This window comes from Fodinicola feengrottensis (assembly GCF_039530045.1).
Lineage (GTDB): Bacteria > Actinomycetota > Actinomycetes > Mycobacteriales > HKI-0501 > Fodinicola > Fodinicola feengrottensis.
Genome location: NZ_BAAANY010000031.1, coordinates 156667 through 181924 on the forward strand (window position 1 = coordinate 156667; position 25258 = coordinate 181924).

Below are 25258 nucleotides of genomic sequence, written 5' to 3' on the forward strand. Positions count from 1 at the left end.
GGAGCTGACCGTGTGGGGTTTCTTGTCCGGGACGCTGCTGTTGATCGTCATTCAGCAGGTTGTGCAGCCCGGCGCGTCCGACCGGCTAGCGGCTGGCGGTGGGGTCATCGCCAGCGCGCTGTCCCGGCTGTTGTCCGAGAGCGTGGCCGGCGTCCCCAAGACCAAGGGCGCGAAGGCGGCCGAGTCGGCTGCGACGAGCCAGCAGGGCAACGGGGTGGTGCCGGGCAACGTGCTGCCCGGTTGGGGTGCGCTGGGGCAGACCGGCTCGCCGGGGCCTAATGCGACACCGGAGCAGCTTCAGCAGTGGGCCGGGAAAATGTTCAATGGATAGGGGAAAGTGATGCTGCGTAAGGGACTTCTCTACACGGCGGCCCTGGTCGGTGTGTACCTGTTGGTCGCGAACGCGACCGGCGCTGGGCGGGTCATCTCCGCTGGCGCGGCCGGGTACGCGACCGGCGTCAAAGCACTCCAGGGGCGCTGAACCGTGGCCTTCTCCTTCAAGCGCCGCAGGACGGTGCCCGGCAACGGAACCGTCGTACCGGTGCCGGTTTACGGCCCCGATCAGCTGGCGGTCGACCGCGCGAACAGCATGTTCGTGTCCAGCAACCCATCCTCGCCGATGTCCCGGGGTATCTACGAAGGGCAGCCGGCGTTCCTGTCCGGTGACCGTGGCTCCGGAATCTCCGGCCACAAATACTCCGGTGGGGTATACGTGGACGGGCACAACGTGCAGGTCCAAAACTTCTATTCCGCCGTCCACCCGCAGGCAAACCCGATGGACGCGTTGGTCGGGGTTTCGAGCCTGCCCAACACCGGCAGCGTCACCGGGACCGGCGGCACCGCGAGCGCGGTCGCGCTGATGGGTCTTGGTCAAGGCTCGCTGGGTCTGGGGAACTGACGTGCCTTTCAACCTGGACGAGATCAAGGGCGTGTTCAAGAACAAGTACGCGCTCGCGGGGGTCGCTGTGGCGGTCGGTGCCGGCGGGTATGTGCTCTACCGGCGGAGCAAGGTGTCAGCTGGCACTGGGTCAACCACCCCGGATGCTTCTACGGCGACCGGGGTTACCGGGGTTGGCAGCGGCACCGCCGACACCACCGGCAACGACGTGGCCACATGGCTGGGGTCGTACTCGCAGAACTTGCAAAACACCCTGAACCAGCAACTGTCCGCGTACGGCACGACCCTCAACGACGCCCTGAAGGGGATCACGCCGACCACGCCGGCGCCGACCACCACGGACGTTGGCCCGTACCCCGGCACCCCGCGACCGACCGGGACGACCGCGTATGTCACCAAGGCCGGGCAGGGATGGGCTGACGTGCTGTCCGCGCTCGGGTTCTCCGGTACGTCGGACGCGACTGCCCTGGAGCAGTGGAACCGTACCCACGGGACGACTGCGGTCGTGAACGGAAAGGCTCAGAAGAGCAACGCTGCCGCATCCGGCTACCAGACGTTCGGCGTCGGCACGGTGCTCGCGGTCCCGACCTCCAGTCCCGGGAAGCTGTAGGCGCGCCGTGACGACCCGGTCCCCGGAGCAGGTCTATGTTTTGGCGCGGCAGGCGGGATTCACCGACCAAGGCGCGGTGATCATGACCGCGATCGCGGGCGCGGAGTCCGGGTACGATGACGCGGACCTCGGCGACGTTGGACTGGAGAACGAGACCTGGGGGCCGTCCTATGGCCTGTTCCAGGTCCGTACGCAGAAATCGGCGACCGGCACGGGCGGCGACCGTGACCAGACTTGGCTGGCGGCCTCGGACCTGAACCAGGCCAAGGCCGCGTACGCGATCTCCAGCGGCGGCACGAACTTCGGGCCGTGGACCACCTACACCAGCGGCAAGTACCAGTCGTTCCTGTCCGGCGCGAAGGCAGCGGCCAGTTCCGTGGGCGCCAACCTGGGGTCGTTCGTTGACGGCCTAGGCGACGCCTTGACGAACCCGCTGGGAGCCGCGCAGAGCGCGGCTACCTCCACCCTGGACGCCGTCATCACCCCGCTGCTGGAGGGCGGCAAACAACTGGGCTTCACCGCGGGCTTTGCCGCGCTCGGTGGGCTGCTGCTCATCGGCGGCCTGGTGGTGTTCGTCTACCCGCACGCGAAGAAGAACGCGGCGACGGTCGCCAAGGTCGCGGGGGCCGCGATATGAGCGGTCTGGACACGTTCCTGGCGCTGGCGGCCTCGGAGGTTGGCAAGCCGTACGTTTTCGGCGCGACCGGCCCGAACACTTTCGACTGCTCCGGGCTGGTGCAGTTCGCGCTGTCCGCAGTCGGGATCAAGGCGCCCCGGCTCGCGCTCGACCAGGAGCACTGGACCACCCCCGTAACCAACCCCCAGCCCGGTGACCTGGTCTTTTGGGGCAATGGTGACCACGAGAGTGCGCATGTCGCGATCTACGTCGGCGGCGGCAAGGTGATCTCGGCGCCACAGCCCGGCGAGAACGTGAAAATCCAGAACGTCTGGCAGGGCGACGCGTCGCAACCAGGCCCCCGGTACGGGCGGGTCCCAGGCCTGGGAGCGGCCACCGCCGGCCTGGTCGGCAGCGTGCAGGGCGCAGCGGGCAACCTGGCCAGCTCCGTCAGCAGTTCGTTTGTCGGGCCGCTCCTGGACGGCCTCAAGGGCATCGTGATGCCGCTCGGGTTCGCCGGGATCGGCATCGCTCTCGTGGTGGCCGGCGGTTTCCTGGTCGCCCGGCCACAGATCAAGAAGCAGACCGACCAGCTAACGGAGGCACTCACATGAGCGTGATCGATGTAGGCGGTCTGCCCGCTGGCTCCGCGCGCGGCAAGACCGCTGAGCGGATCCTGTTCGCGGAGATGCTGTCCCGGCTGGAAGCGATGCAGGCCAGCCAGACCAGCTTTATGGAACGGTTCCAAGGCCGGCTGCTGAATAGTGTTCTCGCTGTTGAGACGGCGATTTTCGACGCGTCGGGGATGATTTCCAGGAACTACCACGCCCCGGCTGGTTGCATCCAGGTCCGGAACCCCGGCGTGCACATGATCACCGTCTCATCGGCCGGCCCCACCGGTTCCGCTCCGCAGGTCGGTCCGGGGGTGTGGCAGATCCCGGCCGCGTCACGTGACACGGTCTCGCTGGGGTCAACGATTTTCACCTTGTACGGCACCGCCGGGGACACCGTCTCGTTTCAGGTGTTCACGATCGGACCGCAGCCGGGGGCCGTGTGATGGCCGTCCCGAAGCCGCTGTTCAAAGACAAGAACGTGGCGGTGGCGGTCGGGGTGGCGCTGTTCCTCGGCGGGTCGTTCTGCCTCTACGACGCGTGGGAGCGCCGGGGCGGCAAGACACCGCTCGTGGCGCGCTGGGCGACGTGGTGGTGACGGTGGATCTCGTAGCGTTGTCCAGCGTCCTCGGTGGGTTCGCGGGCGCGGCCGTGGTCATCGGGGGCGCCGTGAAGTTCATCGTGTGCCCGCTCCGGAAGTTGATCCGGCAACAGGAAGAGTTCCGGGAGGACTGGTACGGCGAGCTGGCGCGGCCCGGCCGGCCGGCTGTTCCCGGCGTACCGGAGCGAATCCGCGCGATCGAGGCAGAGTTTCAGCCCGACCACGGCGGGTCGATGCGCGACGCAGTCAACCGGCTGGAGCTGGGTCTGACGGAGCACATCAGCCATCACCAAAACCCCTGATCAGACCGTCAGTCGGCGGCGATCTGGTAGACGAGCTGGTAGCGCTCGCTGGACATGACCATCCGGTTCGCCTCGATCGGCCGGTCTCCGGCGTACGCGACCCGGATGACCTCGATAACGGGGTACGCGGCGGGGATCTGTAGCTGTTCGCTCTCGCGTGGGCGTGGCGGGCGCGCGGACACGAGTTCCGTGTAGTGGGTCAGGTGGGTGCCGGACTCTTCGATCCGGGCGTACATGCCGCCGGGGCCGGTGTCGGTTTTCTCGATGCCGGCGGCTTCCGCGATGTCCACGGGGATGTACGAGACGGCCAGCTGCACGGTCTCGCCGTCTGCGCGCATGATCCGGTCACGTACGGCCACGTCGGTGCCGGGCTCGATGTCCAGGTACTTGGCGATGTCCGCCGGTACGGCCTCGCGGTAGATCTTCACCGTGACCGCTGGTTTCCAGTTGCCGGTGGCGGCGTCGGACATGAACGTCCCGCGCCCGGCGGCGCGCTCGGCGGCGGAGAGCCGGTTGCGGGATAGGCGTATGACGGGTTTGCGTTCGGACACGAACCAGCCGCGTCCGGAGACGCTGACGACCAGGCCCTCGGCGCGTAGCTGGTCAATCGCGTTTTGGATGGTGTTGCGGGCGACTCCGAAGCGCTGCATCAGTTCCGTACCGGACGCCAGCCGAGCGCCGGGGGCGCTGCCCGCGATCTCCTGGCGGAGCGTGTCAGCGATCTGTGACCACGGTCGTACAGCCATCCGGAGAGCGTACCTGAGCTACTTGCGTAGCCGGTGTGGCGACGCTACGTTAGCCACCTATCTGCGCTACTTAGATAGGTGGTCCGATGCAGAGGCACTACCTCGGAGGCCCGTTGTCCCCACGTGGCGTACGCAACGCGTTCTTGGTGACTTTCCCCAGCAAGGACGCGAACACTGCCGAACGTGCCCTGTCTGGCTGGTACGCCACCCTCACCCGCGAAGCCAAGACCCGGCACGAGATCCAATGGCTGAGCGCGACGGGCATCGCGTACACGCCACGCGAGATGGACACGGCCCGCGTCCAGCAGCTCCTGGAAGACCTGATGAACGGCCTTCGGGCGATATGACCGGCCAACACGAGCAGCCTGGCTCAGAGCCGTCCCGGGAGGTCCCTTCGGGTGAGGTCCGTGCCGATTACCTCGCCCGAGCTGAGGACGCCGAGCGTCGGGGGCTCCACTACGTCGCGTACCTGTGGCGCACGCTGGCCGATGGCCGGAAACCGAACTACGGCTACTGGCGCGGCTAACGAGCCGCTGGCTCCCTGCTGCCGCAGCGTCGCGAGGCGGGGAGCCGGCAACCAACCCTCCGGGCACCACCCGGAGCGGACCGAACGACCCCACCGGTAAGGGGGCCCCGGTGGGGTCGTTTGCTGCCCGCCTACGACTGGTCCTCAGGCGTCTTGACGGGCTGGATGCCGAGCGCGGCCAGGACCATGCTGGCCCCGATGACCGCCCTGTCCATCTCTTGGCTGGTGAGGAGCGGGTGCAAGCCCTTGCTGGCGAGCAACGTCATTACGTCGCCGATGAAGACATGCGGGCTGTAGTTTTCGGGCATGGGGACCGGCTTTCCGGGCCGATCTCAGTTGAGGATATTTCAGGCCACAGCGCTACCGTCGTTTACGTGTGTTCCGTGTCCACGTACAGCGCTGAGCGGCCGATGCTCCTCTGGTATGTCAGCTACGGGTCCAACCTGAGCGCAGCGCGGTTCGGCTGCTACCTCTATGGCGGCCGCCCGACCGGTGCCCGGCGAACCTACCCGGGCTGCCGTGACCGCTCGGCGCCGCGCCGGACCGAGCCGGCCTGGCTGCCCGGTGGCGTCTATTTCGCCACCGAGTCGCCGACCTGGACCGGTGGAGTGGCTTTCCTGGATGCCACTATCGCAGATGCGGTGGCGGCGCGCCGCTACCTGGTGACGCCCGGTCAGTTCGCCGATGTGGTGGCACAGGAAATGCGCCGGCCTCCCCAGGCGGATCTCGACCTCACCGAGCTGCTCGATACCGGCCGGCAGCGGCTCGGAGGCGGTCGCTACGAGACGCTTGTACGGGTCGGCGAGCACGCCGGTTTTCCGATGGTCACTTTCACCGCGCCCTGGTCATTATCCGATGTGGACACCCGCGCCCCGTCCGCGGCTTATCTGCGGATGATCGGGCTGGGCCTGATGGAAACACATGGCTGGGATCCACTTCGTACGGCCGACTACCTGTGCGCTCGCCCCGGCGCGGCCGGGCATTGGTCGGTGGATGAGGTCAGTTCCCTGCTTTCTTCCTAAACTGTCCGCCAAACCGAAACCACCGCTACTGTCGGGCGTATGGCTGCTGTCGATGTGGCGCAATGCGAGGAATTCGTACGAACTGAGCTCGCCGAGCTGACCGGCGAGCCCGACACCGCCGCCGCGGAGGCGTTTCTGCAGCTCGGCGGTGATTCATTGCGGGCCGAGTTACTGGCTGGCGCGATTGAGGAAAGGTACGGCATTTCGATCGACACCGTGGCGATTCTGCATGCCGGCTCGATTCGGGCGCTGGCCGAACTCGTCGCCGCCAGTTAGCGCCATCGCAGGTCTGGTGACTCCAGTCCGGATGCCAGCATTGCCTGCCAATCCTTGGCAATCCGCTCGACCGACGACCGTGAGATCAACCGCGGCGCGAACCGCAGGATGACCCGCAACTCGCTGCCCTCGTCCAGGATCTGGATCCACAGGGCTCGGCGGGCGGTGAAGTTGAAGGCCCATTCCGAGGTCACCCGCAAGCCGGGAAAGTCCAGATCGCGGCGGTGACCGCGATAGCTCAGCGCGATCGCCGGTCGCACGCCACCGCCGCGGACCGCGCGATTCACTGGAATACGGCGAAATCGCTGCAACTCCCGCATTCTCGTATGCAGTGCCGTAGACAGCGCCCGAAAACTCCCGCCGAGGTGACCGGGCGCGGCCAGTGGCACCTCCTCGGCGAACATTCCGATGCTGTTGATCGTCGACCGCGTCCGGAGCCCGACCGCTACCCCGACGACCGGTTCCGGGTTTCCGTACCGATAAAGAATTCCGTAGAGCGCGGTTTGTATCAGCTCGAACAACGTGACCCCTAAGGCACTGCCGACCTCACGCATGTGGGCACGGGTGGCGCCGTCGAGGACGAACTCGTAGTAGTCGCCTGGATCGGTTTCCGGCGGCACCGCCGAAAGGCCGGGCAAGATGACCTCATCTGGCCGTCTCCAGTGTTCTCGCCAGAACTCCCGAGCCGCTGGCAGCATTTCGGTGAGATGCCTCTGTTCGTCCTGGAAATATTCGTCGTACTGGTAAGGCGGCGGGAAGGTCGACTGACCACTACCGGACACGATTGCCGCGTACGCCCGGGAAAGTTGCCGGCCGAAAAACTCCATCGATTCGCCGTCGAAGACGATGTGATGTGCTGTCACCAAAAGAACATGACATTTGTCATCGACAGCCACCAGTGTCATCCGCAGGAGCGGGCCTCGATCCAGCTCGAAGGGGCGGATCGTACGCTCCCGCAGCACCTCGGCGAGATCACCGCCAGCGGGCAGTTTCACCTTCTCCACAAACGGAAGCTCACCGCTCGCTCGCACAAAGGGCTCACCGTCGCGCTCGGGCAGCACGCTTGTCAGGACCGGATTGGCGGCGACCACCGCCCGGGTCGCGGCCAGCAAAGCCGACTCGTCCAGGACGCCTTCGAAGGTAAGTGTGAAGGGAAGGTGATACTGCGTCCGCACCTGGCCTCGGCGCTCACTGAGCCAGACGCCCTGTTGCGCCAACGAGGCCGGACCGTCCGCTGGCGCGGGTGCGTTCACCATTCACACTCCCTCACTATCCTTGTGCGGCAACAGAATGCGCGCACCACCATGGGCGGGGAAAGCAGAATCGTACGCCACCGTGGCACGGCCTGGTCATCTTGCGGACGTCCTGGGACATATCCGGCCGAGCTTCCTTCGTTAGTTTAATTCTTTCTGTTGACGACATGATTTTGCCGCAGTAGCGTCGCCACAACGCCGTGGCAGGAATATTTCCTGCGGCGGCGCTGTCCACGGGGAGGTTGGGCGAGAGAGAGCGCGGATTTCGGTACCACGCTGACAAACCCAAAACGAGCACGGGCGCTTTCGCATGCCCGTAAATAGCCTTGTGTCAAAAGAAGCAGGAGCAGGACAAAGATGACCGACCTGTCCGCGCGCACGGCGGGACAGTCGGCTGACCGCCGTTCCCTGGTGGCCGAGCGGTTGCGCCGGCGCGCGGCGCAGGGACCCGGGACGATCGGACGACTCGATCCGGACGGGCCCATCCGGATGTCTTTCCAACAGGAACGTCTGTGGTTCATGGACCAACTCGCGCCGGAGTCAACCGCGTACACGATTCCGCTCGCCGCTGCGCTTCACGGCCAGATGGACCCGGCGCGACTGCGACGTGCGCTCGCCGCGCTGGCCGCCCGGCACGAGGTGTTACGGATGTGTTTCCCGGCCGCCGCGACCGGCGAACCACGGGTGGAAATCCAGGAGCGGACCGAAATTCCGCTGATCGTACGCGCGGCGCAGAGCCAGGCTGAGGCCCAGGACATTATCCGGTCCGCCCATCTCGAGCCGTTCGATCTGGCGACCGGGCCGCTCGCGCGAGCGGTGCTGGTCCGCCTCGGCGCAGACGAGCACCAGTTGGCCTTGCCGATCCACCACATCGCGAGCGATGGCTGGTCCACCGCGCTCGTGCTTTCCGACCTGATCGCCCTCTACAACGGCTCAACACTCCCGGACCTGCGCTGCTCGTACTCGGACTACGCGTACCGGCAGCGAACCCAGCCGGTCCAGCTGCAGCTGGCCTACTGGAAGGAGCGGCTGGCCGGGCTGCCCAGGCTGGAACTGCCCACCGACCACATTCGGCCAGCGATCCAGACGTACGCTGGCGCGGCCCATCATTTCGTTGTCGACCCGGCGCTTTCCACCGAGCTGGCGGCGTTCGCGAACACCCATCGCGCCACCCTCTACATGGTTATTCTGGGTGCCTTCCAGGCACTCCTGGCACGCGCCAGCGGCCAGCACGACTTCGCGGTCGGCTCCCCGGTGGGCGGTCGTTTCCTTCCAGAGACCGAAGACCTCGTCGGCTGCTTCATCAACATGATCACGATGCGTGCCGACCTTTCCGGCGATCCATCGTTCGCCGAGCTGCTGGGCCGTACCCGTGACCATACGTTGGACGCCCTCGCGCACCAGGAGCTTCCGTTCGAAAGGCTCGTACAGGAACTGAACGTGCCCCGTGACGCAGCGCGGTCACCGCTTTTCGGGGTTATCTTCGCCTTGCAGAACTATCAGAACATCGACCAGCCTGCGATCGGGCCACAGCTGGAAATCCTGCCGGCCGAGCTCACCTCGACCCGATTCGACCTGGAGCTTTACTGCGCCGAGAACGCGAGGGGCATTGCCGGGACTTTCGTCTACAACACCGACCTCTTCGAGGCCGGAACGATTGCCCGGCTCGGCGATCAGCTGATCCGACTGCTCCACGAGGTGGTACGCCGACCGACCGCTCGGCTGTCCGAAGTGGACCTCAGCGACCCCGCCGAACGGGAACTGCTGGCCAGCTGGAATGCGACCACCGCCGATTTCCGGTCGAACGCCACCCTGCATTCACTGATCGAGCAACAGATCGCTCGTACGCCCGATGCTCCCGCCCTGTCTTTTGACGGCCAGACCGTCAGCTATCGCGACCTCGACGATCGCGCCAACCGGCTGGCGTTCAGGTTGCGTGGACTCGGCGCCGGTCCCGGCGTACTGGTGGCCGTGTGTTTGGAACGGTCGGAAGAACTCGTGATCGCGCTGCTCGCGACGCTGAAGACCGGCGCCGGATATGTGCCGCTGGATCCGGGATATCCACCGGCCCGACTGGCTTTCATGCTGGCTGACTGCGCGGCACCGATCGTACTGACTCATACACAGGCGGTGGCCTCGCTGCCCGAAACGGCTGCGACGATCGTCCGACTCGATGGGGACTTTCCCGACAGCGCAGGAATTCCGCTGCCTGCGGTGGATTCGTCGAACATCGCGTACGCGATCTACACGTCCGGAACCACCGGGCAACCCAAGGCCGCGATGATCAGCCACCGCGCGATCGTCAACCGGCTGGAGTGGATGCAGAAAGAATATCCCCTTGGTCCGGGCGACGCCGTTTTACAGAAGACACCGGCGAGTTTCGACGTGTCCGTCTGGGAATTCTTCTGGCCGCTGCTGACCGGCGCCCGGCTCGTACTGGCGCAGCCGGACGGGCACCGAGATCCCGCCTATCTGGTAAAGACCGTTCAGACCGAGTCGATCACCACGATCCATTTCGTCCCGTCCATGCTGGCGATGCTGTTGGCCGAGGAGGGGGTGACAAGCTGCCACGGCCTGCGGCGGATTTTCTGCAGTGGCGAAGAGCTTCCCGTCGACCTGGCCCGCAAATGCCTGGCGACTCTGCCGGCGGCCCTGCACAATCTGTACGGACCAACCGAAGCCGCCGTTGACGTATCTGCCTGGCACTGCACCGCCGACCAGCTCGCCGGCCTCGCCCGGGTGCCGATTGGCCGGCCAATCCAGAATATCCAGCTGTACGTACTCGACGACACCCTTCGCCAGCTGCCGGTCGGTATGCCCGGCGAGCTGCACATCGGCGGAATCGGGCTGGCCAACGGCTATCTCGGCCGTCCATCGTTGACCGCAGAGCGATTCATCCCGAATCCATTCGGCGCGGGCCGGCTCTATCGGACCGGCGACCTGGCTCGGTGGCGGCCGGACGGCACGCTGGACTTTCTCGGTCGAATCGACGATCAGGTGAAAATCCGCGGCCAACGCATCGAGCTCGGCGAGATCGAGGCCGCACTGCGCGAACTCTCCGGGGTCACCGATGCGGCCGCCGCCGTTCACGAATTTTTCCCCGGTGACAAGAGAATCGTGGGCTACCTCGTCGCCAAGGACTCGATCGCCAAGGACCGGGCCCAGCTCCAGCAAGCGCTGAAGAAGCGGCTACCCGCGTATATGGTGCCGGCCGCTTTCGTCGAGCTCACAGCACTTCCGCTTTCCTCCAGCGGAAAGCTGGACCGCCGCGCGTTGCCAGCGCCGCCTCCGGACGACACCGAAAGCGGTGACTACCGGGCTCCAGCAGCCGGCACCGAGACTGTCATCGCCCAGGCATGGGCGCAAGTGCTGGGAAGAAAGGGCATCGGGGCTGACGACAACTTCTTTGATCTGGGCGGCCATTCCTTGGTTGCCACCCAGGTCGTCGCCAAGGTGCGCGCGGCTACCGGCGTCGCGCTGTCGGTGATGGATCTGTTCACCTCGCCCACTATTCGTGAACTCGCCACGCTCGTCGATAGGCCTGCGGACACCCATCGGCCTCGGCCGCTGTTGTACGAACTGACCGCTCCGGTGCCGGCCGGGCAACGGGTTCTCAGTTATGTCTGCATCCCGTACGGCGGCGGGACCGCGGCGATTTTCCAGCCACTGGCGCAGGCGCTGCCGGCCGGGCATCGGCTGTTCGCGGTCGCCGCGCCCGGCGACGAGGTGGGCCTCGCGGAAGAATCGATCCCGCTTGACGAGCTGGCGACCAAGTGTGTCAACGAAATCCTCGTGCGGGTCGACGGGCCGATCGCACTTTATGCGCACTGCGCCGGAGCGGCGCTCGCCGTGCAGATCGCGCGCCGGCTGGAAACCGCCGGGCGTACCGTGACGGCGATCTACTTCGGCGCGGTCTTTCCCTTCGCCAAGCCCGGAAAACGGGTCTGGTCCGGATTGAGCACACTCGCCGGCATGAAACGGTTGCGGGCCGACCAGGCTTTCGCGAACTGGTTGGCGGTCATCGGCGACCTGGATCCGGCCAGCGCCCGGCAGGTCGTACGCATTGCCCGCCGAGCGGCGGTCCGTGCTGAGGAGTTCTTCACGGACCTTCTGCGGGAACCAAAAGATCGCCTGCGCACGCCGATCATCTCGGTCGTTGGCGAGCACGACCCGGACACCGAATTCGCCGCCGAACGCTATCGTGAATGGCATTTCCTCACCGACACGACCGCGTTGGCGACCCTCGACGAGGCCGGCCACTTCTTCGTGACGTACCGGGCCAAGGAACTGGCCGATATCGTCACCACCGCACATCATCAGCTCGCCGACGAAGAACCGGGCCCTGTTGGCGACGAAAACTGGCGGATAGCAGGTGTTTCCCGGTCCGCCGCCACGGTCATCGGCCCACAGCCGAGCATGCGCAGATTTCTCACGGTGGCCTCCGGCCAGCTCGTCTCGATCGTCGGGTCGGCACTGACCGAATTCGCCCTGCCGATGTGGATCTACCTGAAAACCGGCTCACTGCTCAGTTTCGCTTTGCTGGCGGTGGCCGGCCTGCTGCCGGGAATGGTGGTCGCACCGCTGGCCGGCGCACTGGTCGATCGCTACGACCGTCGGCTGATCATGCTCCTTGGCGACTGCGCGGCCGGCGGCACCCAGCTGGCGCTCGGGATTCTGTTCTTTTCCGGGCATCTCCAGCTGTGGCAGATCTACCCGCTGGTGGGTCTGTTATCGGTGGCCCTTTCGTTCCAGCGCCTCGCCTACGGCTCGGCCGTAGCGCAGCTGGCGCCCAAACACTATCTCGGCCACGCCAACGGGGTGGTCCAGATGATCGGCGGCGCGTCACAGGTCCTGGTGCCGCTGGTCGCGGTCGGGCTGTTGGCCTCGATCGGCCTCGGCGGCATCCTCATTTTCGATGTCGCCAGCTATGTTTTCGCGATCGCCGTGGTTTCGCTCGTACGCTTCCCCACCACGCTCGCCCGGCACCGCAAGGAACCACTGTTGGCCGAGACAGTCAACGGCTTCCGGTTCTCCTGGGGGCAGCGCGGCTTCCGTGCCATGCTGCTGTTTTTCATGGTGCTGAACATCTTCTTGGCGCCGATGTTCATGCTCGTCTCACCGACCGTACTTTCCTTCGCCAGCCTCGCCGACGCTGGCCGGGTGGCTCTCGCGGGCGGAGTGGGGGTGCTGCTGGGCGGGCTGGTGATGGCTTTCTGGGGCGGCCCACGGCACCAGCGACTGCGCGGCGTTTTCCTCTGTGCGTTGGCATGCGGAGCCGCCTGCGTGATCACCGGCCTGCGGGCCAACCTCTGGGTGCTGGCGGCCGGCGCGCTGTTGATGTCGCTTTGTGTGACCCTGCTCAACAGCCTCTACGCCACCATCGTGCACGTGAAGGTGCCGCAACGATTCCACGGCCGGGTTTTCGCGGTGAACACCCTGATCGCGTGGTCCACGCTTCCGCTGGGATGGGCGATTATCGGACCGTACGGGATCCATCTCCTGCAGCCGCTGATGAATCCAGGCGGCGCGCTGGCCACCAGTGTCGGCGCGGTCATCGGCACCGGACCGGGCCGGGGCGCCGGTCTCGCCTACTTGCTGTTCGGCGCGGCAATCATCATCCTGGTGCTGGTGTCCATGCGCATTCGGTTGCTGAGGAATTTCGACACGGATGTACCAAACGGTGCCATGGATGACCTCGTCGGATATGAGATCATCCGGCAACGAACGGAAAACCGGTGACGAGCGGGTTGGCGGCCGCCCGCCGGGGCCACACCGTACCCGACCTGCTCGCCGCCAGAGCCGCCCACCAACCCGACCGGTTGGCTCTCGCGGTTGGCGCGCACTCGCTGACTTTCGGCGAGTGGGAAGCAAAGTCCAGCGTGGTCGCGGGGGCGCTGCGTCATCGAGGCGTCGAGCGCGGCGAGCGAGTGGCGCTGGTGTACGGGACGCGGCACTGGATCGACTTCGCGGTGGCTTTCTGCGCTGTACAGAAGGCCGGCGGAGTGCCCGTACCGGTGTCCGAACGGCTGGCCCCAGCCGAACGCGACTATATTCTGCACCACTGCACCGCGGCCGGCGTCCTGCATGCCGAAGATGTCCATGTCACAGCGGAAAATGCGTGGTCCGCGACACTGGCGAAATGCCAGGACGGATCCGAGCCAGTCAAGGGGACGGCCTCGCCGTCCGACCTGGCCCAGATCATCTACACGTCCGGAACGACCGGCCGCCCCAAGGGCGTCAGTGCCACTCACGGCAACCTGACTTTCGGCTGCACGACCGGCGAGCGTCGAGTGAAGCTGGCGCATTCGGACCATTTCCTGCACGCCTTTCCGGTCGGCACCAACGCCTGTCAGACCGCGCTTTTGACCGCTCTGGATGCCCGGCCGGCCGGTGTCGCAATGTCCCGGTTCACCCCGGGCCACCTCGGCCGGCTCATCGAGAAATACCACCCCGGAACACTCTTTCTGGTGCCCACCATGGCGATCGAGGCACTCACCGCCCGCCTTGCCGAGCGGTTCGACCTGTCCTCGGTAGTCATGGTCGGCGTGAGTGCGGCGGCGCTGCCCCCGGCGGTCGCGGTGGCCCTCACCGAAGCCTTCGAAAACGCGACCGTGGTCAACACTTACACCTCAACCGAGGCGGCTCCGGCGCAGACCACCATGGTGTTCGACCCGCGCCGGCCGACGGCGTTGGGCCGGCCGGCATCAGCGGCCGACCTTCAGATCGCTTCGTCAGAAGGAAAGCCCGTACCGGCCGGCGAAGTGGGCGAGGTCTGGTTGCGGTCACCGGTCCGGCCACGGGAGTACTACGCCGATCCGGCCGCGACCGCCGCGGTTTTCCGGGGCAGCTGGGTGCGGATGGGCGACCTCGGCCGGCTTGACGAGGAGGGCTATCTCTACCTGGTTGACCGGGAGTCGGAAGTACTCAAGTCTGGCGCCGAAAAAGTCTCGACGCTGCAGGTGGAGGCGGCCCTTTACGAGCATCCCCGGATAGCCGAGGCTGCTGTTTTCGGTATCCCTCATCCAGTGCTGGGCACCGCCATCGCGGCCGCCGTGGTGCCACGCGGCGAGGTCGTGCCGAGCGAATTACGTGCCTTCCTGGCCGGGCGGCTCGCCAGCCATCAACTGCCCAGCACGATCCACGTACGGGATGCGTTGCCCCACAACGAGAACGGCAAAGTGCTCAAGCGGGCGCTGCGAGATCAGCTGATCGCCGAGCAGGAAGGCAACTGAATGTCCGAGCAGCTCAGCGTCACCCTCCAAGACACCGTCCTGGACCATTTCCTTCGCAGCGCACAGCAAACTCCGGAAGCCGTGGCGGTGGTCTTCGACCAGACCCGGCTGACCTACCGAGAGCTGGACGCGGCGGCGAATGCGTTGGCCGCACGACTCTGGGCGGCCGGAGTGCGGTCGGGCGGCTTGGTCGGTGTCCACATGGGACGCTCGGCCGAGCTGGTGGTGGCGGTGTTGGGCATTCTGCGAGCTGGCGCGGCTTATCTGCCACTGGACCCCTCCTACCCCACCGAACGGATCGCTTTCATCGCCGCCGATGCGGCCGCTCCGGTCATGGTGACCCGGTACGGCGAGGAATCACCGTTGCCTGGGAAGGTGGTGACGGTCGATCTGGCAGAACTTCTCCGCACGCCGGATCTGCCCCCGCCTCAGGAAAATGGCGACCTCGCTTACGTGATCTACACGTCCGGATCGACTGGACAACCCAAGGGCGTGGAGATCGGGCATCGGGCCCTCGCCAACCTGATTGGCTCTTTTTCTGCCGAATTAGGGGCTTCGCCGGCGGACCGCTGGCTCGGGCTGACCTCACTGTCGTTCGACATCGCGGCTTTGGAGATATTCCTGCCGTTGACGTCCGGCGGCCGACTGGTCATGGCGCCGGACACGGCCGTACGGGATGGCCGCGCGCTCGCGAGGATGATCCGCGACCAGGCCGTCACGCATGTGCAGGCCACTCCGTCGAGCTGGCGACTGCTGGTTCCTGAACTCGGCGGCGAGCCCACCCTGGTCGCACTGTGCGGCGGAGAGCCGCTGCCGGTCCCGCTGGCGAAAGAAATCCGGGTACGGGTTCGCCGCCTCCTGAATGTCTACGGCCCGACCGAAACCACGGTCTGGTCCACAGTGGACGATCTGCCCGCCGACCCGGACACCGTTACCATCGGCCGCCCGATAGCCAACACTGACCTCTACGTGCTGGATGAGTCGCTCGCGGCCGTCCCGGCCGGCTCCCCCGGCGAGCTTTTCATTGGCGGTGCAGGACTTGCCGCCGGCTACCACAACCAGCCGGAGTTGACCGCCACGCGGTTCGTGTCGAACCCGTACGGGCCGGGCCGGATCTACCGCACTGGTGATCTCGCACGCATCCGGGCGGACGGTCGGCTGGATTTCCTTGGCCGGCTGGACGATCAGGTCAAGATCCGCGGTCACCGGATCGAGCTGGGCGAAATCGAGGCCCGACTGCTGTCCCACCCGACCGTGGCCGAGGCGGCGGTCGCGGCCGTTGGCGAAGAAGATCCGCAGCTGGTCGGATACGTGGTGGCGGCCGCCGGATCCACCGTGGACAGTGCGGTGTTGTCCGACCACCTGAGCCGATCGCTGCCGGCGGTGATGGTGCCCAACGCGTACGTATGGCTTGGCTCGCTTCCGTTGACTCCGAACGGGAAACTCGACCGATCGGCGCTGCCGGCTCCGCCGCGTACGCGAGATGTCGAGGCGGCGCCCGCGTACACCGGAGTCGCCGCCCAGGTGCAAGAAGTCTGGTGTGAGGTGCTGCGGATCGACGACATTGGGCCGAACGAGGACCTTTTTGACCTCGGCGGCCACTCGTTGACGATGACCAAGATCATCGCGCGGCTGCGGTCGCGGCTCGGGGTGGAAGTCCCACTCGATGTTTTCTTCGACACGCCCACCATCTCCGGCGTGGTGGCGGCCGTCGTCGGACTCCAGCAGGAGATGGCCGAATGAGCGTCCGAGAGAAAGTGGCCGCACTGGTGGCCGCGGCGTGCGATCACACGATCGGCGCCGACGACGTGCTCGCGCACGGTGATTCGTTGGCATCGCTGGGCGTCGGCTCGCTGGCATATCTGCGGCTCATCGACTCACTGGAGTCCGAATACGACGTGCGGATCGACTTGGACGCGGACGTGACCTTCCTGGAAAGTCTGGACGCGATGGTCGAGCAGCTGGCCAGGCTCGGCGTACGAGAAACCGGGACCTAACCGTGCGAACGGTCGGATCAGGCTTTCTGGGTCAAAACCTGGCGGCCATCGCGAGCCGGCACCCGGACGCGGTGGTCTTCGCGGCCGGGCCGTCCAGTGGCGCGTCAACGGAAACCTCGGATTTCGACCGGGAAGCCGTACGGCTGCGGGAAACCCTCGCTCATTGTACGACTTCCGGCGAACGTCTGGTCTATATCTCCACCGCATCGGCCGGGCTTTACGGCCGTGCCGAACCGGTCAGCCGAGAGTCGGGTCCGGCGCGACCTGAATCGCCCTACGGACAACACAAACTCCGAATGGAGGACATTGTCGCCAAGGCCGACCCAGCACATCTGACTGTCCGGCTGGCCTATCCGGTGGGCCGCCGGCAGCCAGCGCACCAGCTCGTGCCGGCGTTGGTCGCGAACATCCGGTCCGGCAAGGTGAAAGTCCTGTCCGGAGCCCGTCGAGACCTCATCGACGCGGCCGATTTCGTTCGTACGGTGGACAGTCTGCTCGACGCCCGAGTGACCGGTGTGGTCAATGTCGGGTCCGGTCATCCGGTGCCGGTGTCCGAACTGGTCGCCGAGCTGGAGAAACGGCTGGGTATCACGGCCACTATCGAGCTGGTGGCAAGCCCGGCGGATCCCCGGATCTGTACGGAAAAGCTCCGCCAGCTGGTGCCTGCGGTGGCGGATTTCGGTTTCGGCGCGGACTACTTCCGCCAGGTCCTTGATCGGTACGTGCTCCGATGAACCAGCGAAAGCGCCACACCGTGGGAGTCGTCATCGCCGCGATGAACTCGGCGGAGTTCCTCGACCAGGCGCTCGGGTCGTTGGCCACCCAGACCCGGCCGGCCGACCAGATCGTGGTGGTCGACGACTGTTCCGACGACGACACCGAAAAGCTGGCTCTGCGGTGGGCCACGGTGCTGCCGGTCACGGTTATCCGTACGCCCCAGCGGCTGGGAATCTGGGGTGGCCGGCGGACCGGCATCGCCGCACTGACCACCGATCTGGTCGCGCAGCTCGACGCCGACGACATGGTTCTGCCGCATCACCTGGAAATCCTGTCCGACGCGTACGCGGAACGGCCGGGCCTGATCAGCCCGCGACCGCTCAGCTGGACCGGCTCCGGCCCGGCCAGCCCCGCCACGTACACGAAAGATCGCTTTCCGCTGCCGGGAGACCAGCTCGCCCAGTTGCTCGTCACCAACTACGTGCTCGTCGGCGCCCTCTACTCTCGCGATCTTTACCATCGGATAGGCGGATACCGACAGATCGCGCTCGGCGAGGACTGGGACCTCTGGGTGCGGCTGGTGGCCGGTGGTGCGCCGATCACCAAGGTGCCCGACCCCAGCTATCTCTATCGAGTCCGGCCAGGCAGCTACTCCACTCGGTTCGATCGGAACACCGCACAGACCGAAGTGTTGAGCAAATTCTTGGAAAGTTGTGCAGATCCGAACTACCGCCGAGTTGCCAAGTTGGCCATCATCCAACGACTGGGAACCGGTTACGATGGCGCCGACAGCGATCCCGACCTCGGCCGGATCGTTCGGACGGCGGACCGGATCGAGGTTTACGACCGAGACGATCGGCGGCTGTTGGCCATGCACGGTCGCGAAATCGAGTACGTGTACGACGAAACGCTGCGCCGGGACACCTCGTCCTTGCGCGACATCCTGGGAGATGGCCGGTGATCGTGACCTTCACCGGCATGCGGGCCACCGCGGCGCCGCTCAGCTGGGGACAGTCCATTGTGTACGACGCGCTGTTGCGGCGGACCGCGGACGAGGACTACAACTACAACCTCACCCGAGTGGTGCCGGTGCCGGCTGGATGCACCTCCGACGACGTGGCCACGGCGGTGGCCGCGCTGGTCCGCCGGCACGACTCGCTGCACACCATCTTTCCCGGCCGGACCCAGGAAGTGATTGCTGCCGGCGAACTGGAGATCCGCGTCGGCCACGCGGATACCGCCAGCGCGGTCGAGAAGCTGGCCGCTGAGCCGTTCGATCCTGCCCACGACTGGGGAATCCGCGCCACCCTGGTGTGTTTTAACGGCCAGCCACGGGAAATCGTGCTGGGCCTGTCACATCTGGCGGTTGACGCCTGGGCGGCTGGCATGCTGACCGCGGAGTTACGCCGGCTGTTGCGGCGCCCGGACGTACGCTTACCGGCCGCATGGCAGCCGGCGGATCAGGCTCGACACGAACAAAGCGAGGCAGGCATCCGGCGCAGCGAACGCGGGCTGGAGTATTTGCGATCGGTAGCTGGCGGCGCGGCGCCCACCGGACCGCTTGAAAACGTGCCGAGTCTGCGACATGGCGAACTGCGTTCGCAGGTGGCTGAGGTAGCTGCGGCCCGTCTCGCCGAACGCTGTCGTACGTCCGATTCGACCGTCTATCTCGCCGCTTTCGCTCACCAGCAAGCGAAGATCGCCGACACAGACACCTGTTTCCTGAAAACCGTGGCATACAACCGGACAACCGACAACGAACGCGGCTGCGTGGCTCCTTTCGCGCTGGACGCGTTCGTGTCCGTATCAGTCGCCGGACCCGATGGCTTCGCGGGGCTGGTCAAGCGATCGTGGGCCGCGTCCATGCGGGCGTACCAACACGCCCAATGTGACCCGGCGGCTGCCCGGGAGCTGGTCGAGACCGCCGGGGTGAATCCGCCGGTGATGTTCAACGATGCCCGCTCACCGGTCCGGCCGAGCCCGCCGCGCCAGCCAACCGGCACAACTTTTCGCTGGCTACCTGATTTTCGACCACCGGGCCTGCGGTGCTATCTCGCGATCGCCGACGACAGGGACGGCCAGACGCTGTCACTGCTGGCCGACCATCGGGCCGACGTCGTCCGGGATTTCCTTTATAGGATGGAAGAACTGCTGATGAGGGCGGCATGAGGACCGAGACGCTCCAAGCCGTCGTCGACTTCGACCGGTGGTGGGCGCAGCGGCAGGTAACGCACGACTTCACCGTCCGGCGGATCCCGCTGAACGACTTGCGCGGCTGGCGGTTCGCGCCCGGCAGTGGCAACCTGTGCCACGACAGCGGGCGTTTCTTCACTGTCCGCGGGCTGCGGGTGACAGATCCCAGTGGTCCGGTGAAAAACTGGTCGCAGCCGATCATCGACCAGCCGGAGATCGGCATTCTGGGGATCCTGCTGAAGCGGATCGATGGAGAACCGCATTGCCTCATGCAGGCGAAAATGGAGCCTGGGAACGTGAACATGCTCCAGCTCGCACCGACTGTGCAGGCCACCCACAGCAACTACACGGGAGTGCACGGCGGCGCGGACGTACGCTATCTGGAGTTCTTCCGTTCGCCACGGCCCGGCCGGGTGCTGGTGGACACCCTGCAGTCCGAACACGGCTCGTGGTTCTACCGCAAACGCAATCGAAACATCGTCGTCGAAATCACTGACGAGTTGGTTCCGACGCACGAGGATTTCCGCTGGATTCCGCTCACCGAGCTCGGCGGACTGCTGCGGCTCGACAACCTGGTGAACATGGACGCCCGTACGGTGTTGGCGTGCCTTGCGGCGGCCGGCGCACCGCACCCGGACACCGAACTGCTGAGCTGGATCACCGAGGCGAAATCCCGGCATCCGCAGGCCAGTGAGCTGATCGATCTGGCCGATGTCCGGGACTGGTACCGATATCCGGACGAGATCGCCCGGACCGACCGCCGGCATTTCAGCGTACTGGCGGTGTCCGTGCGGGCCGGCACCCGGGAAGTCACCCATTGGACCCAGCCGCTCTTCCGGCCGCACGGGCAGGGGGTGGCGGCTTTCCTGTCACGGCGCCGTAACGGCATCGCCGAGGTTCTCGTGCGGGCCCGAGCCGAGGGTGGCCTGCGCAACGGCGTGGAACTGGGGCCAACCGTCCAATGTGTACCCAACAGCTATGCCGATCTGCCGGCGCCGCCGTATTTTGACCTCGTGCTCACCGGGCGGGCCCGTTATGACACGGTGCTTTCCGAGGAAGGAGGCCGATTCTATCGCGCTCAGACTCGCTATCGGGTGGTCGATGCACCGCCCGACCTCCCGCCCCCACCACCGGACTACCGGTGGCTCGCGGTCGATCGGCTGACCGGATTGTTGCGGCACCCACATTATGTGAATGTGCAAGCCCGAACCCTGGTGGCGGGGTTGAACCTGTGCTGAGATTTGGCGTGCTGGGCTGCGCCTCGATCGCCCGCCGGCGGATGCTGCCGGCACTCGCCGACGCAGCCGGCATCGAGGTGACGGCGGTGGCCAGTCGGGATCTGCGTCGTGCGCAGGAAACCGCCGCGCCGTACGGCTGCGCGTCGGTCGAAGGCTACGACAACCTGCTGGCCCGCGATGATGTCGACGCCGTCTATCTCCCGCTGCCCACTGGACTTCACGCCGAGTGGATCGAAAAGGCGCTGCTCGCGGGAAAGCATGTGTTGTCCGAGAAGGCTTTGACCGTACGGCTGGAAGAAGCCCAGTCGCTGGTGGCATTGGCCCAAGCACACGGTCTGCTGCTGGTGGAGAATTTTGCTTTCCTGCACCACTCCCAGCATGCCGTCGTACGGGAAAGCCTCCCGAGAATCGGGGAGATCAGGGCTTTCAGCGCAGCCATGGGAATTCCGCCGTTGGAGCCCGAGAACCCCCGCTATCTGCCGGATCTTGGCGGCGGAGCGCTCCTGGACGTAGGCGTCTATCCGATCCGAGCCGCGCAGCTTTATCTCGGATCGGAACTGGAAGTCGTCGGCGCGGTGCTGCGACGAGACCCGGGCGCACGGGTCGACGTGGCCGGGAGTGTGCTGCTGACCACTTCTGCCGGAGTGACCGCGCAGCTAGACTTTGGTTTCATACATGCATACCGGACCGTCTGTTCGATCTGGGGAAGCCAGGGATCGCTGGAGTTGCGGCGACCATTCACGCCGCCAGATGATTATCCGCCGGTCCTGCGAATGGAGGTCGCCGGCGAGGTGACCGAGCGGGTGCTCCCGGCGGACCGGCAGTTCGTCAAGGCCGCCGAGGCCTTCGCCGCGGCGATCGCCGCCGGCACCGACGGCGCGCAAATCCTGCGCCAGGCGGCCCTGGTCGAGGCGGTTCGGTCCAGCGCCCGCTGGGTGGATGCCCTCCACTAGTAGCGTGGCGTTTCTAAGTTTGGCGATATTTGTTGGCGTGAATCTTCTCAAGTTTCACAGCAGTCACAGGAGCAACCGCACAGTCCGTCTGATGGGTTCACCACCCAACAATCGGAGCGCCGTCGCTGGGGCGAGCCACTCCAACACCAGCGGCCTCAAAATATCAGCGCCACGCTACTGGGTCATTGCGTCTGAGAGACTGTTGGGTATGTGACTGGTTACGCTGCGAATTTGGTCTCTATGGTGAGTCGTCGGGCTGCTTCGCGTTCGGTGGCGTTGGGCCAGCGGATGGTCTGGCCGGACAGCCGATTGGCCATGAGCTGAATCATCGCCAGTTTGATCATGGTTTCGGAATTGCTGGTGAGGCGTTCATAGTCTCGGGCCAGGCGGCGGTTGCGGATCAGCCAGCCAAAGGTGCGCTCGACGACCCATCTCCGCGGTAATACTTGGAAGCCTTTGACGTCATCGTTACGTTTCACGATTTGTAACAGCAGGCCGAGTCTTTCCTGTGCCCAGGCCACCATGCTGTTGTCGATCGAGTTGGCGTATCCGCCGTCAGCCCACACCAGGGCGATCGAAGGAAATCGGGAGGCCCCATATTGCAGAATCCGGCGTCCACCGGGGCGGTCCTGCACGGATGCGGCGGTGACTATCACGGTCAGCAGCAAACCCAGAGTATCGACAATGAGATGCCGTTTACGGCCGGTGGTTTTCTTGCCCATGTCGAACCCGCGGGCCTGCCCGCCCTCGCTGCTCTTGATCGACTGGGCGTCCAGAACGGCGGCTGACGGATTCGGGTCGCGACCGGCAGCGACCCGAATCTGATCGCGAAGCGCGTCGTGGACACGATCGAACGTCCCGTCCTTAGCCCAGGACCGATACCAGCGGTAGGCGGCGTCCCACGACATCAAGTCATGCGGGATCATCCGCCACTGACAACCCGAACGCCGCACAAAGAAGATCGCATCCAGCACCAACCATCACCATATTTCCTTACCATACCGCCCTTTTACTGATCACGGACCGGCATCAACGGCGCCAGCAGCGCCCACCCGCGATCGGACAAACTGGACGGATAACATGGACGTGGATCATACCCACCAGGCTGACAGTTGCACACAACGTGATCTTGGTGGGAATGATCTTTTTACCCGCCGACACGCCGATCATGATCAACATCACCACCGGACGTCACGACTCAGTTACCCCAACAGTCTCTGAGGCCCAGCGCTCGCGCCCGCAAAGACTTGAACGCGCGCGCTCTATGTTTCGTTGGGGTTATTGTGAAAGTATCCAATTCCTGATCACCCGTACGCGACCAAACTGTCGGCGCCGGCGGTAGAATTAATGTCATGGCCGCCGGCGACGAAGTCACCTCTCCAGAGCTCTGGAGGTGTGACCCGGATGAGCTAGGTGAGTTGCTGCAGGAGAAAGAAAAAGCGGTCCGGCTGCTGCAGGTCGAGGTGCTGGACATTGTCGCGGCGATCCACCGGGGAAACGTCGGCAAGACGCTCGGGCACCGCAACACCCTGGGGATGCTGCAGGATCTCCTTCGACTGTCCCCCACAGAGGCGACCCGGCGCTACAAACGAGCCCTGAACCTGTGCCCCAGCCAAGCCCTCACCGGTGAAACGCTCGCGCCCACACTCAGTATCGCCAGTGAGGCGATGCGCCGCGGCGAACTCGCGGACTCCCAAATCGACACCATTGTTGGGGTCGTGACCAGGCTCCCGGCCAGGGTGACCATCAAAGACCGCGAAGAAGCCGAAGCGTCCCTGGTGGAACACGCGAAACGCTACACCGCACCAGGCCTAGCCAAAGTCGGCAGGCGCATCCACGATCACCTGGACCCCGACGGACCCGCGCCCTCCGAACACGAAAACCAGAAACCACGCCGCGAACTATCCCTCCACACCGGACGGGACGGGCGCCTCAACTTCACCGGCTCCTTCGACAGTGAAACCGGGACCCTCTTCAGCGAAATCCTCAGCCCGCTGGCCAAACCCCGGCCCGCTGAGAACGGGACCCCTGATCAGCGGTCAGTGTCCGAACGCAACGGGGACGCGCTCGCGGAAGCCCTGAATCTGATCGCGGACTCCGGGAAACTCCCCACCCAGGGCGCCGAGCGACCGCATCTCACCATCACCATCAACTGGGACATGCTCCGCGACCGCCTCGGAGTCGCTTACCCGCACAGTGGCGCACCTATTTCCCCAGAGGGCGTCCGGCGGCTCGCTTGTGACGCGGACATTATCCCGATGGTGCTGGGCAGCGACAGCGTACCGCTGGATGTCGGACGCAACGAACGACTCATCACACCAGCCCTACGCAAAGCCCTTATAGCACGAGACAAAGGCTGCGCCAGATGCGGCCGACCACCCCGCTGGACACGAGGGGGCACCACGTGCAGCACTGGGCCGATGGTGGGCATACTTGCCTTGACAATTGCGTGCTCCTGTGCGACCGCTGCCATCGCTTAGTGCACCACGGCGGCTGGGACGTACGCATCGTCGACGGAATCGTTGAATTCCTGCCGCCCGCGTACGTTGACCGCGAACGAAGACCCATCCGCGGGATTAATCAACTCGCCGCATAGAAAACCCACCTGGCCGCCGGGCACTATCACGCCCGGCGGCCCACAACTCTGCAGACGAACCATCACCGATCGTCCTCAGCAGACCTGAACCCGAGAACCTCGGACAAGCAGCGCCAGATTTAGGAGCGACACGCTACTGGTGTCCCGCGCCTGAAGTCCGTTGAGGATATCGTGCGAGAGAGTTGAGGATCTCTTCGGCGCTCTTCTTCCAGACGAATGGCTTGGGATCCTCGTTCCAGATCTTGATCCATTCACGGATGCCCTTTTCCAGCGTTTTCACGCTTTTGTGGACGCCTCGCTGCAGGAGTTCGGTGGTCAGGTAGGCGAACCAACGTTCTACTTGGTTGACCCAGGACGATCCGGTCGGGATGAAGTGCGGGTGGAACCGGGGATGCACAGCGAGCCATTCGTGGATGGCAGGGGTCTTGTGAGTGGACAGGTTGTCGCAGACCAGGTGCACGTCTAGTCCGGCTCGAGGAACTTGACGAGAAATGGGGGAAACAGCATGGCGCGATGATCCGCCTGTGGCGCAACGCGTGGGAAGAATTCATCCCTTTCCTGGATTACGATGTCGAAATCAGGAAAGTCATCTGCTCCACGAACGCGATCGAGTCACTCAACGCTCGACACCGACGCGCGGTACGCGCACGCGGGCACTTCCCAACCGAGCAGGCAGCCATGAAGTGCCTGTACCTTGTGACACACGACCTGGACCCCACCGGAACAGGCCGCGCCCGACGGACGATGCGCTGGAAGCCCGTGCTGAACGCCTTCGCCATCACATTCGGTAACCGCTGGCCGGCCGCCGAAACGTACTAACGCAAACGCCAGAAACACCGTTCGTGTTGCGGACCCAGACGTCCTGCCGAGC

At 65.4% G+C, this 25258-nt stretch carries 28 protein-coding genes and 1 pseudogene; 24 read left to right on the forward strand and 5 right to left on the reverse strand.

The features are described 5' to 3' along the window. Nucleotides 1-10: 10 nt before the first annotated feature. The 9 genes from ABD301_RS32430 to ABD301_RS32470 are packed head-to-tail and all read left to right on the forward strand — an operon-like array spanning nt 11 to nt 3638. A complete protein-coding gene (locus tag ABD301_RS32430) occupies nt 11-331 on the forward strand; it encodes a hypothetical protein (protein ID WP_163570784.1) in 321 nt (106 codons plus the stop codon). Nucleotides 332-337: 6 nt separating this feature from the next. After that, the gene (locus ABD301_RS32435; RefSeq protein ID WP_344314069.1) at nt 338-481 is read left to right on the forward strand and encodes a hypothetical protein; all 144 of its coding nucleotides are present in this window, start codon (nt 338-340) and stop codon (nt 479-481) included. Nucleotides 482-484: 3 nt separating this feature from the next. Then, complete coding sequence (locus tag ABD301_RS32440; RefSeq protein WP_344314070.1) at nt 485-898, forward strand: hypothetical protein; 414 nt, start codon at nt 485-487, stop codon at nt 896-898. Between the two features lies 1 nt (nt 899). Next, nucleotides 900-1508, forward strand: a complete 609-nt coding sequence (locus ABD301_RS32445) for a hypothetical protein (RefSeq protein WP_344314071.1) — start codon at nt 900-902, stop codon at nt 1506-1508. Between the two features lie 7 nt (nt 1509-1515). After that, entirely contained in the window at nt 1516-2145 is a 630-nt protein-coding gene (locus tag ABD301_RS32450; RefSeq protein WP_163570792.1) for a transglycosylase SLT domain-containing protein, read from the forward strand. Continuing rightward, nucleotides 2142-2738 carry a C40 family peptidase gene (locus ABD301_RS32455; protein ID WP_344314072.1) on the forward strand — a complete coding sequence of 199 codons (597 nt, stop codon included), beginning with the start codon at nt 2142-2144 and terminating at the stop codon, nt 2736-2738. The genes ABD301_RS32450 and ABD301_RS32455 overlap by 4 nt, the downstream gene beginning before the upstream one ends. Then, the gene (locus ABD301_RS32460) at nt 2735-3181 is read left to right on the forward strand and encodes a hypothetical protein (RefSeq protein ID WP_344314073.1); all 447 of its coding nucleotides are present in this window, start codon (nt 2735-2737) and stop codon (nt 3179-3181) included. The genes ABD301_RS32455 and ABD301_RS32460 overlap by 4 nt, the downstream gene beginning before the upstream one ends. Further along, on the forward strand, nt 3181-3333 hold the full coding sequence (locus ABD301_RS32465; protein ID WP_163570802.1) for a hypothetical protein: 153 nt from the start codon (nt 3181-3183) through the stop codon (nt 3331-3333). The genes ABD301_RS32460 and ABD301_RS32465 overlap by 1 nt, the downstream gene beginning before the upstream one ends. Beyond that, nucleotides 3324-3638: a hypothetical protein gene (locus ABD301_RS32470; RefSeq protein ID WP_163570805.1), complete on the forward strand. Its 315-nt coding sequence runs from the start codon at nt 3324-3326 to the stop codon at nt 3636-3638. The genes ABD301_RS32465 and ABD301_RS32470 overlap by 10 nt, the downstream gene beginning before the upstream one ends. Before the next feature lie 8 nt (nt 3639-3646). On the opposite strand, the gene ABD301_RS32475 is transcribed toward ABD301_RS32470, so the two are convergent. Then, complete coding sequence (locus tag ABD301_RS32475; protein WP_163570807.1) at nt 3647-4384, reverse strand: GntR family transcriptional regulator; 738 nt, start codon at nt 4382-4384, stop codon at nt 3647-3649. Between the two features lie 86 nt (nt 4385-4470). Between ABD301_RS32475 and ABD301_RS32480 the strand changes: the two genes are divergently transcribed. Further along, on the forward strand, nt 4471-4731 hold the full coding sequence (locus tag ABD301_RS32480) for a hypothetical protein (RefSeq protein WP_163570811.1): 261 nt from the start codon (nt 4471-4473) through the stop codon (nt 4729-4731). A 310-nt stretch (nt 4732-5041) separates the two neighbouring features. Here the strand turns inward: ABD301_RS32480 and ABD301_RS32485 are convergent, their stop codons facing one another. Next, nucleotides 5042-5218 (reverse strand): hypothetical protein, encoded by a 177-nt coding sequence (locus tag ABD301_RS32485; RefSeq protein ID WP_163570814.1) that lies wholly within the window; start codon nt 5216-5218, stop codon nt 5042-5044. A gap of 66 nt (nt 5219-5284) precedes the next feature. Between ABD301_RS32485 and ABD301_RS32490 the strand changes: the two genes are divergently transcribed. Then, a complete protein-coding gene (locus ABD301_RS32490; RefSeq protein WP_344314074.1) occupies nt 5285-5932 on the forward strand; it encodes a histone deacetylase in 648 nt (215 codons plus the stop codon). A 39-nt stretch (nt 5933-5971) separates the two neighbouring features. Beyond that, the gene (locus tag ABD301_RS32495) at nt 5972-6208 is read left to right on the forward strand and encodes an acyl carrier protein (protein ID WP_163570816.1); all 237 of its coding nucleotides are present in this window, start codon (nt 5972-5974) and stop codon (nt 6206-6208) included. On the opposite strand, the gene ABD301_RS32500 is transcribed toward ABD301_RS32495, so the two are convergent. Beyond that, nucleotides 6205-7464 (reverse strand): condensation domain-containing protein, encoded by a 1260-nt coding sequence (locus ABD301_RS32500; protein WP_344314075.1) that lies wholly within the window; start codon nt 7462-7464, stop codon nt 6205-6207. The genes ABD301_RS32495 and ABD301_RS32500 overlap by 4 nt on opposite strands. Before the next feature lie 354 nt (nt 7465-7818). Between ABD301_RS32500 and ABD301_RS32505 the strand changes: the two genes are divergently transcribed. Genes ABD301_RS32505 through ABD301_RS32545 form a run of 9 tightly spaced genes read left to right on the forward strand, consistent with a single transcriptional unit; the run spans nt 7819 to nt 21791 of the window. Further along, nucleotides 7819-13200 carry a non-ribosomal peptide synthetase/MFS transporter gene (locus ABD301_RS32505; protein WP_344314076.1) on the forward strand — a complete coding sequence of 1794 codons (5382 nt, stop codon included), beginning with the start codon at nt 7819-7821 and terminating at the stop codon, nt 13198-13200. Beyond that, a complete protein-coding gene (locus ABD301_RS32510) occupies nt 13197-14693 on the forward strand; it encodes a class I adenylate-forming enzyme family protein (protein ID WP_344314077.1) in 1497 nt (498 codons plus the stop codon). The genes ABD301_RS32505 and ABD301_RS32510 overlap by 4 nt, the downstream gene beginning before the upstream one ends. Then, the gene (locus ABD301_RS32515) at nt 14694-16436 is read left to right on the forward strand and encodes a non-ribosomal peptide synthetase (RefSeq protein WP_163570825.1); all 1743 of its coding nucleotides are present in this window, start codon (nt 14694-14696) and stop codon (nt 16434-16436) included. It abuts the gene before it with no gap. After that, nucleotides 16433-16690 carry a phosphopantetheine-binding protein gene (locus ABD301_RS32520; protein ID WP_163570828.1) on the forward strand — a complete coding sequence of 86 codons (258 nt, stop codon included), beginning with the start codon at nt 16433-16435 and terminating at the stop codon, nt 16688-16690. Before ABD301_RS32515 ends, ABD301_RS32520 begins: the two co-directional genes overlap by 4 nt. A gap of 2 nt (nt 16691-16692) precedes the next feature. Then, nucleotides 16693-17424, forward strand: coding sequence for an NAD-dependent epimerase/dehydratase family protein (locus tag ABD301_RS32525; protein WP_163570830.1), 732 nt, complete (start codon nt 16693-16695; stop codon nt 17422-17424). Then, nucleotides 17421-18368 carry a glycosyltransferase family 2 protein gene (locus ABD301_RS32530; protein ID WP_163570833.1) on the forward strand — a complete coding sequence of 316 codons (948 nt, stop codon included), beginning with the start codon at nt 17421-17423 and terminating at the stop codon, nt 18366-18368. Before ABD301_RS32525 ends, ABD301_RS32530 begins: the two co-directional genes overlap by 4 nt. Next, nucleotides 18365-19576 carry a hypothetical protein gene (locus ABD301_RS32535; RefSeq protein WP_163570836.1) on the forward strand — a complete coding sequence of 404 codons (1212 nt, stop codon included), beginning with the start codon at nt 18365-18367 and terminating at the stop codon, nt 19574-19576. The genes ABD301_RS32530 and ABD301_RS32535 overlap by 4 nt, the downstream gene beginning before the upstream one ends. Then, nucleotides 19573-20838: an NDP-hexose 2,3-dehydratase family protein gene (locus ABD301_RS32540; protein WP_344314079.1), complete on the forward strand. Its 1266-nt coding sequence runs from the start codon at nt 19573-19575 to the stop codon at nt 20836-20838. The genes ABD301_RS32535 and ABD301_RS32540 overlap by 4 nt, the downstream gene beginning before the upstream one ends. Beyond that, a complete protein-coding gene (locus ABD301_RS32545; RefSeq protein ID WP_344314080.1) occupies nt 20832-21791 on the forward strand; it encodes a Gfo/Idh/MocA family protein in 960 nt (319 codons plus the stop codon). The genes ABD301_RS32540 and ABD301_RS32545 overlap by 7 nt, the downstream gene beginning before the upstream one ends. A 218-nt stretch (nt 21792-22009) precedes the next feature. Here ABD301_RS32545 and ABD301_RS32550 read toward each other — a convergent pair whose 3' ends face one another. Next, nucleotides 22010-22765, reverse strand: a complete 756-nt coding sequence (locus tag ABD301_RS32550; protein WP_344314081.1) for an IS5 family transposase — start codon at nt 22763-22765, stop codon at nt 22010-22012. 378 nt (nt 22766-23143) lie between these two features. On the opposite strand from ABD301_RS32550, the gene ABD301_RS32555 reads away from it, so the two are divergent. Continuing rightward, nucleotides 23144-24271, forward strand: coding sequence for a DUF222 domain-containing protein (locus tag ABD301_RS32555; RefSeq protein ID WP_344314082.1), 1128 nt, complete (start codon nt 23144-23146; stop codon nt 24269-24271). Next, nucleotides 24196-24387 (forward strand): HNH endonuclease, encoded by a 192-nt coding sequence (locus tag ABD301_RS42605; protein ID WP_163570849.1) that lies wholly within the window; start codon nt 24196-24198, stop codon nt 24385-24387. Before ABD301_RS32555 ends, ABD301_RS42605 begins: the two co-directional genes overlap by 76 nt. Before the next feature lie 133 nt (nt 24388-24520). Here the strand turns inward: ABD301_RS42605 and ABD301_RS32565 are convergent, their stop codons facing one another. Beyond that, the gene (locus tag ABD301_RS32565) at nt 24521-24847 is read right to left on the reverse strand and encodes a transposase (protein WP_313885808.1); all 327 of its coding nucleotides are present in this window, start codon (nt 24845-24847) and stop codon (nt 24521-24523) included. 11 nt (nt 24848-24858) lie between these two features. Here ABD301_RS32565 and ABD301_RS32570 point away from each other — a divergent pair. Next, nucleotides 24859-25206 (forward strand): annotated as a pseudogene (locus ABD301_RS32570) (transposase); the annotation flags it as partial. Between the last annotated feature and the right edge of the window lie 52 nt (nt 25207-25258).

Coding starts and splice junctions, on each gene's coding strand:
- ABD301_RS32505 (WP_344314076.1), top strand. CDS start 7,819: ATGACCGACCTGTCCGCGCGCACGGCGGGACAGTCGGCTGACCGCCGT.
- ABD301_RS32465 (WP_163570802.1), top strand. CDS start 3,181: ATGGCCGTCCCGAAGCCGCTGTTCAAAGACAAGAACGTGGCGGTGGCG.
- ABD301_RS32485 (WP_163570814.1), bottom strand. CDS start 5,218: ATGCCCGAAAACTACAGCCCGCATGTCTTCATCGGCGACGTAATGACG.
- ABD301_RS32475 (WP_163570807.1), bottom strand. CDS start 4,384: ATGGCTGTACGACCGTGGTCACAGATCGCTGACACGCTCCGCCAGGAG.
- ABD301_RS32530 (WP_163570833.1), top strand. CDS start 17,421: ATGAACCAGCGAAAGCGCCACACCGTGGGAGTCGTCATCGCCGCGATG.
- ABD301_RS32555 (WP_344314082.1), top strand. CDS start 23,144: ATGGCCGCCGGCGACGAAGTCACCTCTCCAGAGCTCTGGAGGTGTGAC.
- ABD301_RS32460 (WP_344314073.1), top strand. CDS start 2,735: ATGAGCGTGATCGATGTAGGCGGTCTGCCCGCTGGCTCCGCGCGCGGC.
- ABD301_RS32495 (WP_163570816.1), top strand. CDS start 5,972: ATGGCTGCTGTCGATGTGGCGCAATGCGAGGAATTCGTACGAACTGAG.
- ABD301_RS32520 (WP_163570828.1), top strand. CDS start 16,433: ATGAGCGTCCGAGAGAAAGTGGCCGCACTGGTGGCCGCGGCGTGCGAT.
- ABD301_RS32515 (WP_163570825.1), top strand. CDS start 14,694: ATGTCCGAGCAGCTCAGCGTCACCCTCCAAGACACCGTCCTGGACCAT.
- ABD301_RS32455 (WP_344314072.1), top strand. CDS start 2,142: ATGAGCGGTCTGGACACGTTCCTGGCGCTGGCGGCCTCGGAGGTTGGC.
- ABD301_RS32480 (WP_163570811.1), top strand. CDS start 4,471: ATGCAGAGGCACTACCTCGGAGGCCCGTTGTCCCCACGTGGCGTACGC.
- ABD301_RS32540 (WP_344314079.1), top strand. CDS start 19,573: ATGAGGACCGAGACGCTCCAAGCCGTCGTCGACTTCGACCGGTGGTGG.
- ABD301_RS32500 (WP_344314075.1), bottom strand. CDS start 7,464: ATGGTGAACGCACCCGCGCCAGCGGACGGTCCGGCCTCGTTGGCGCAA.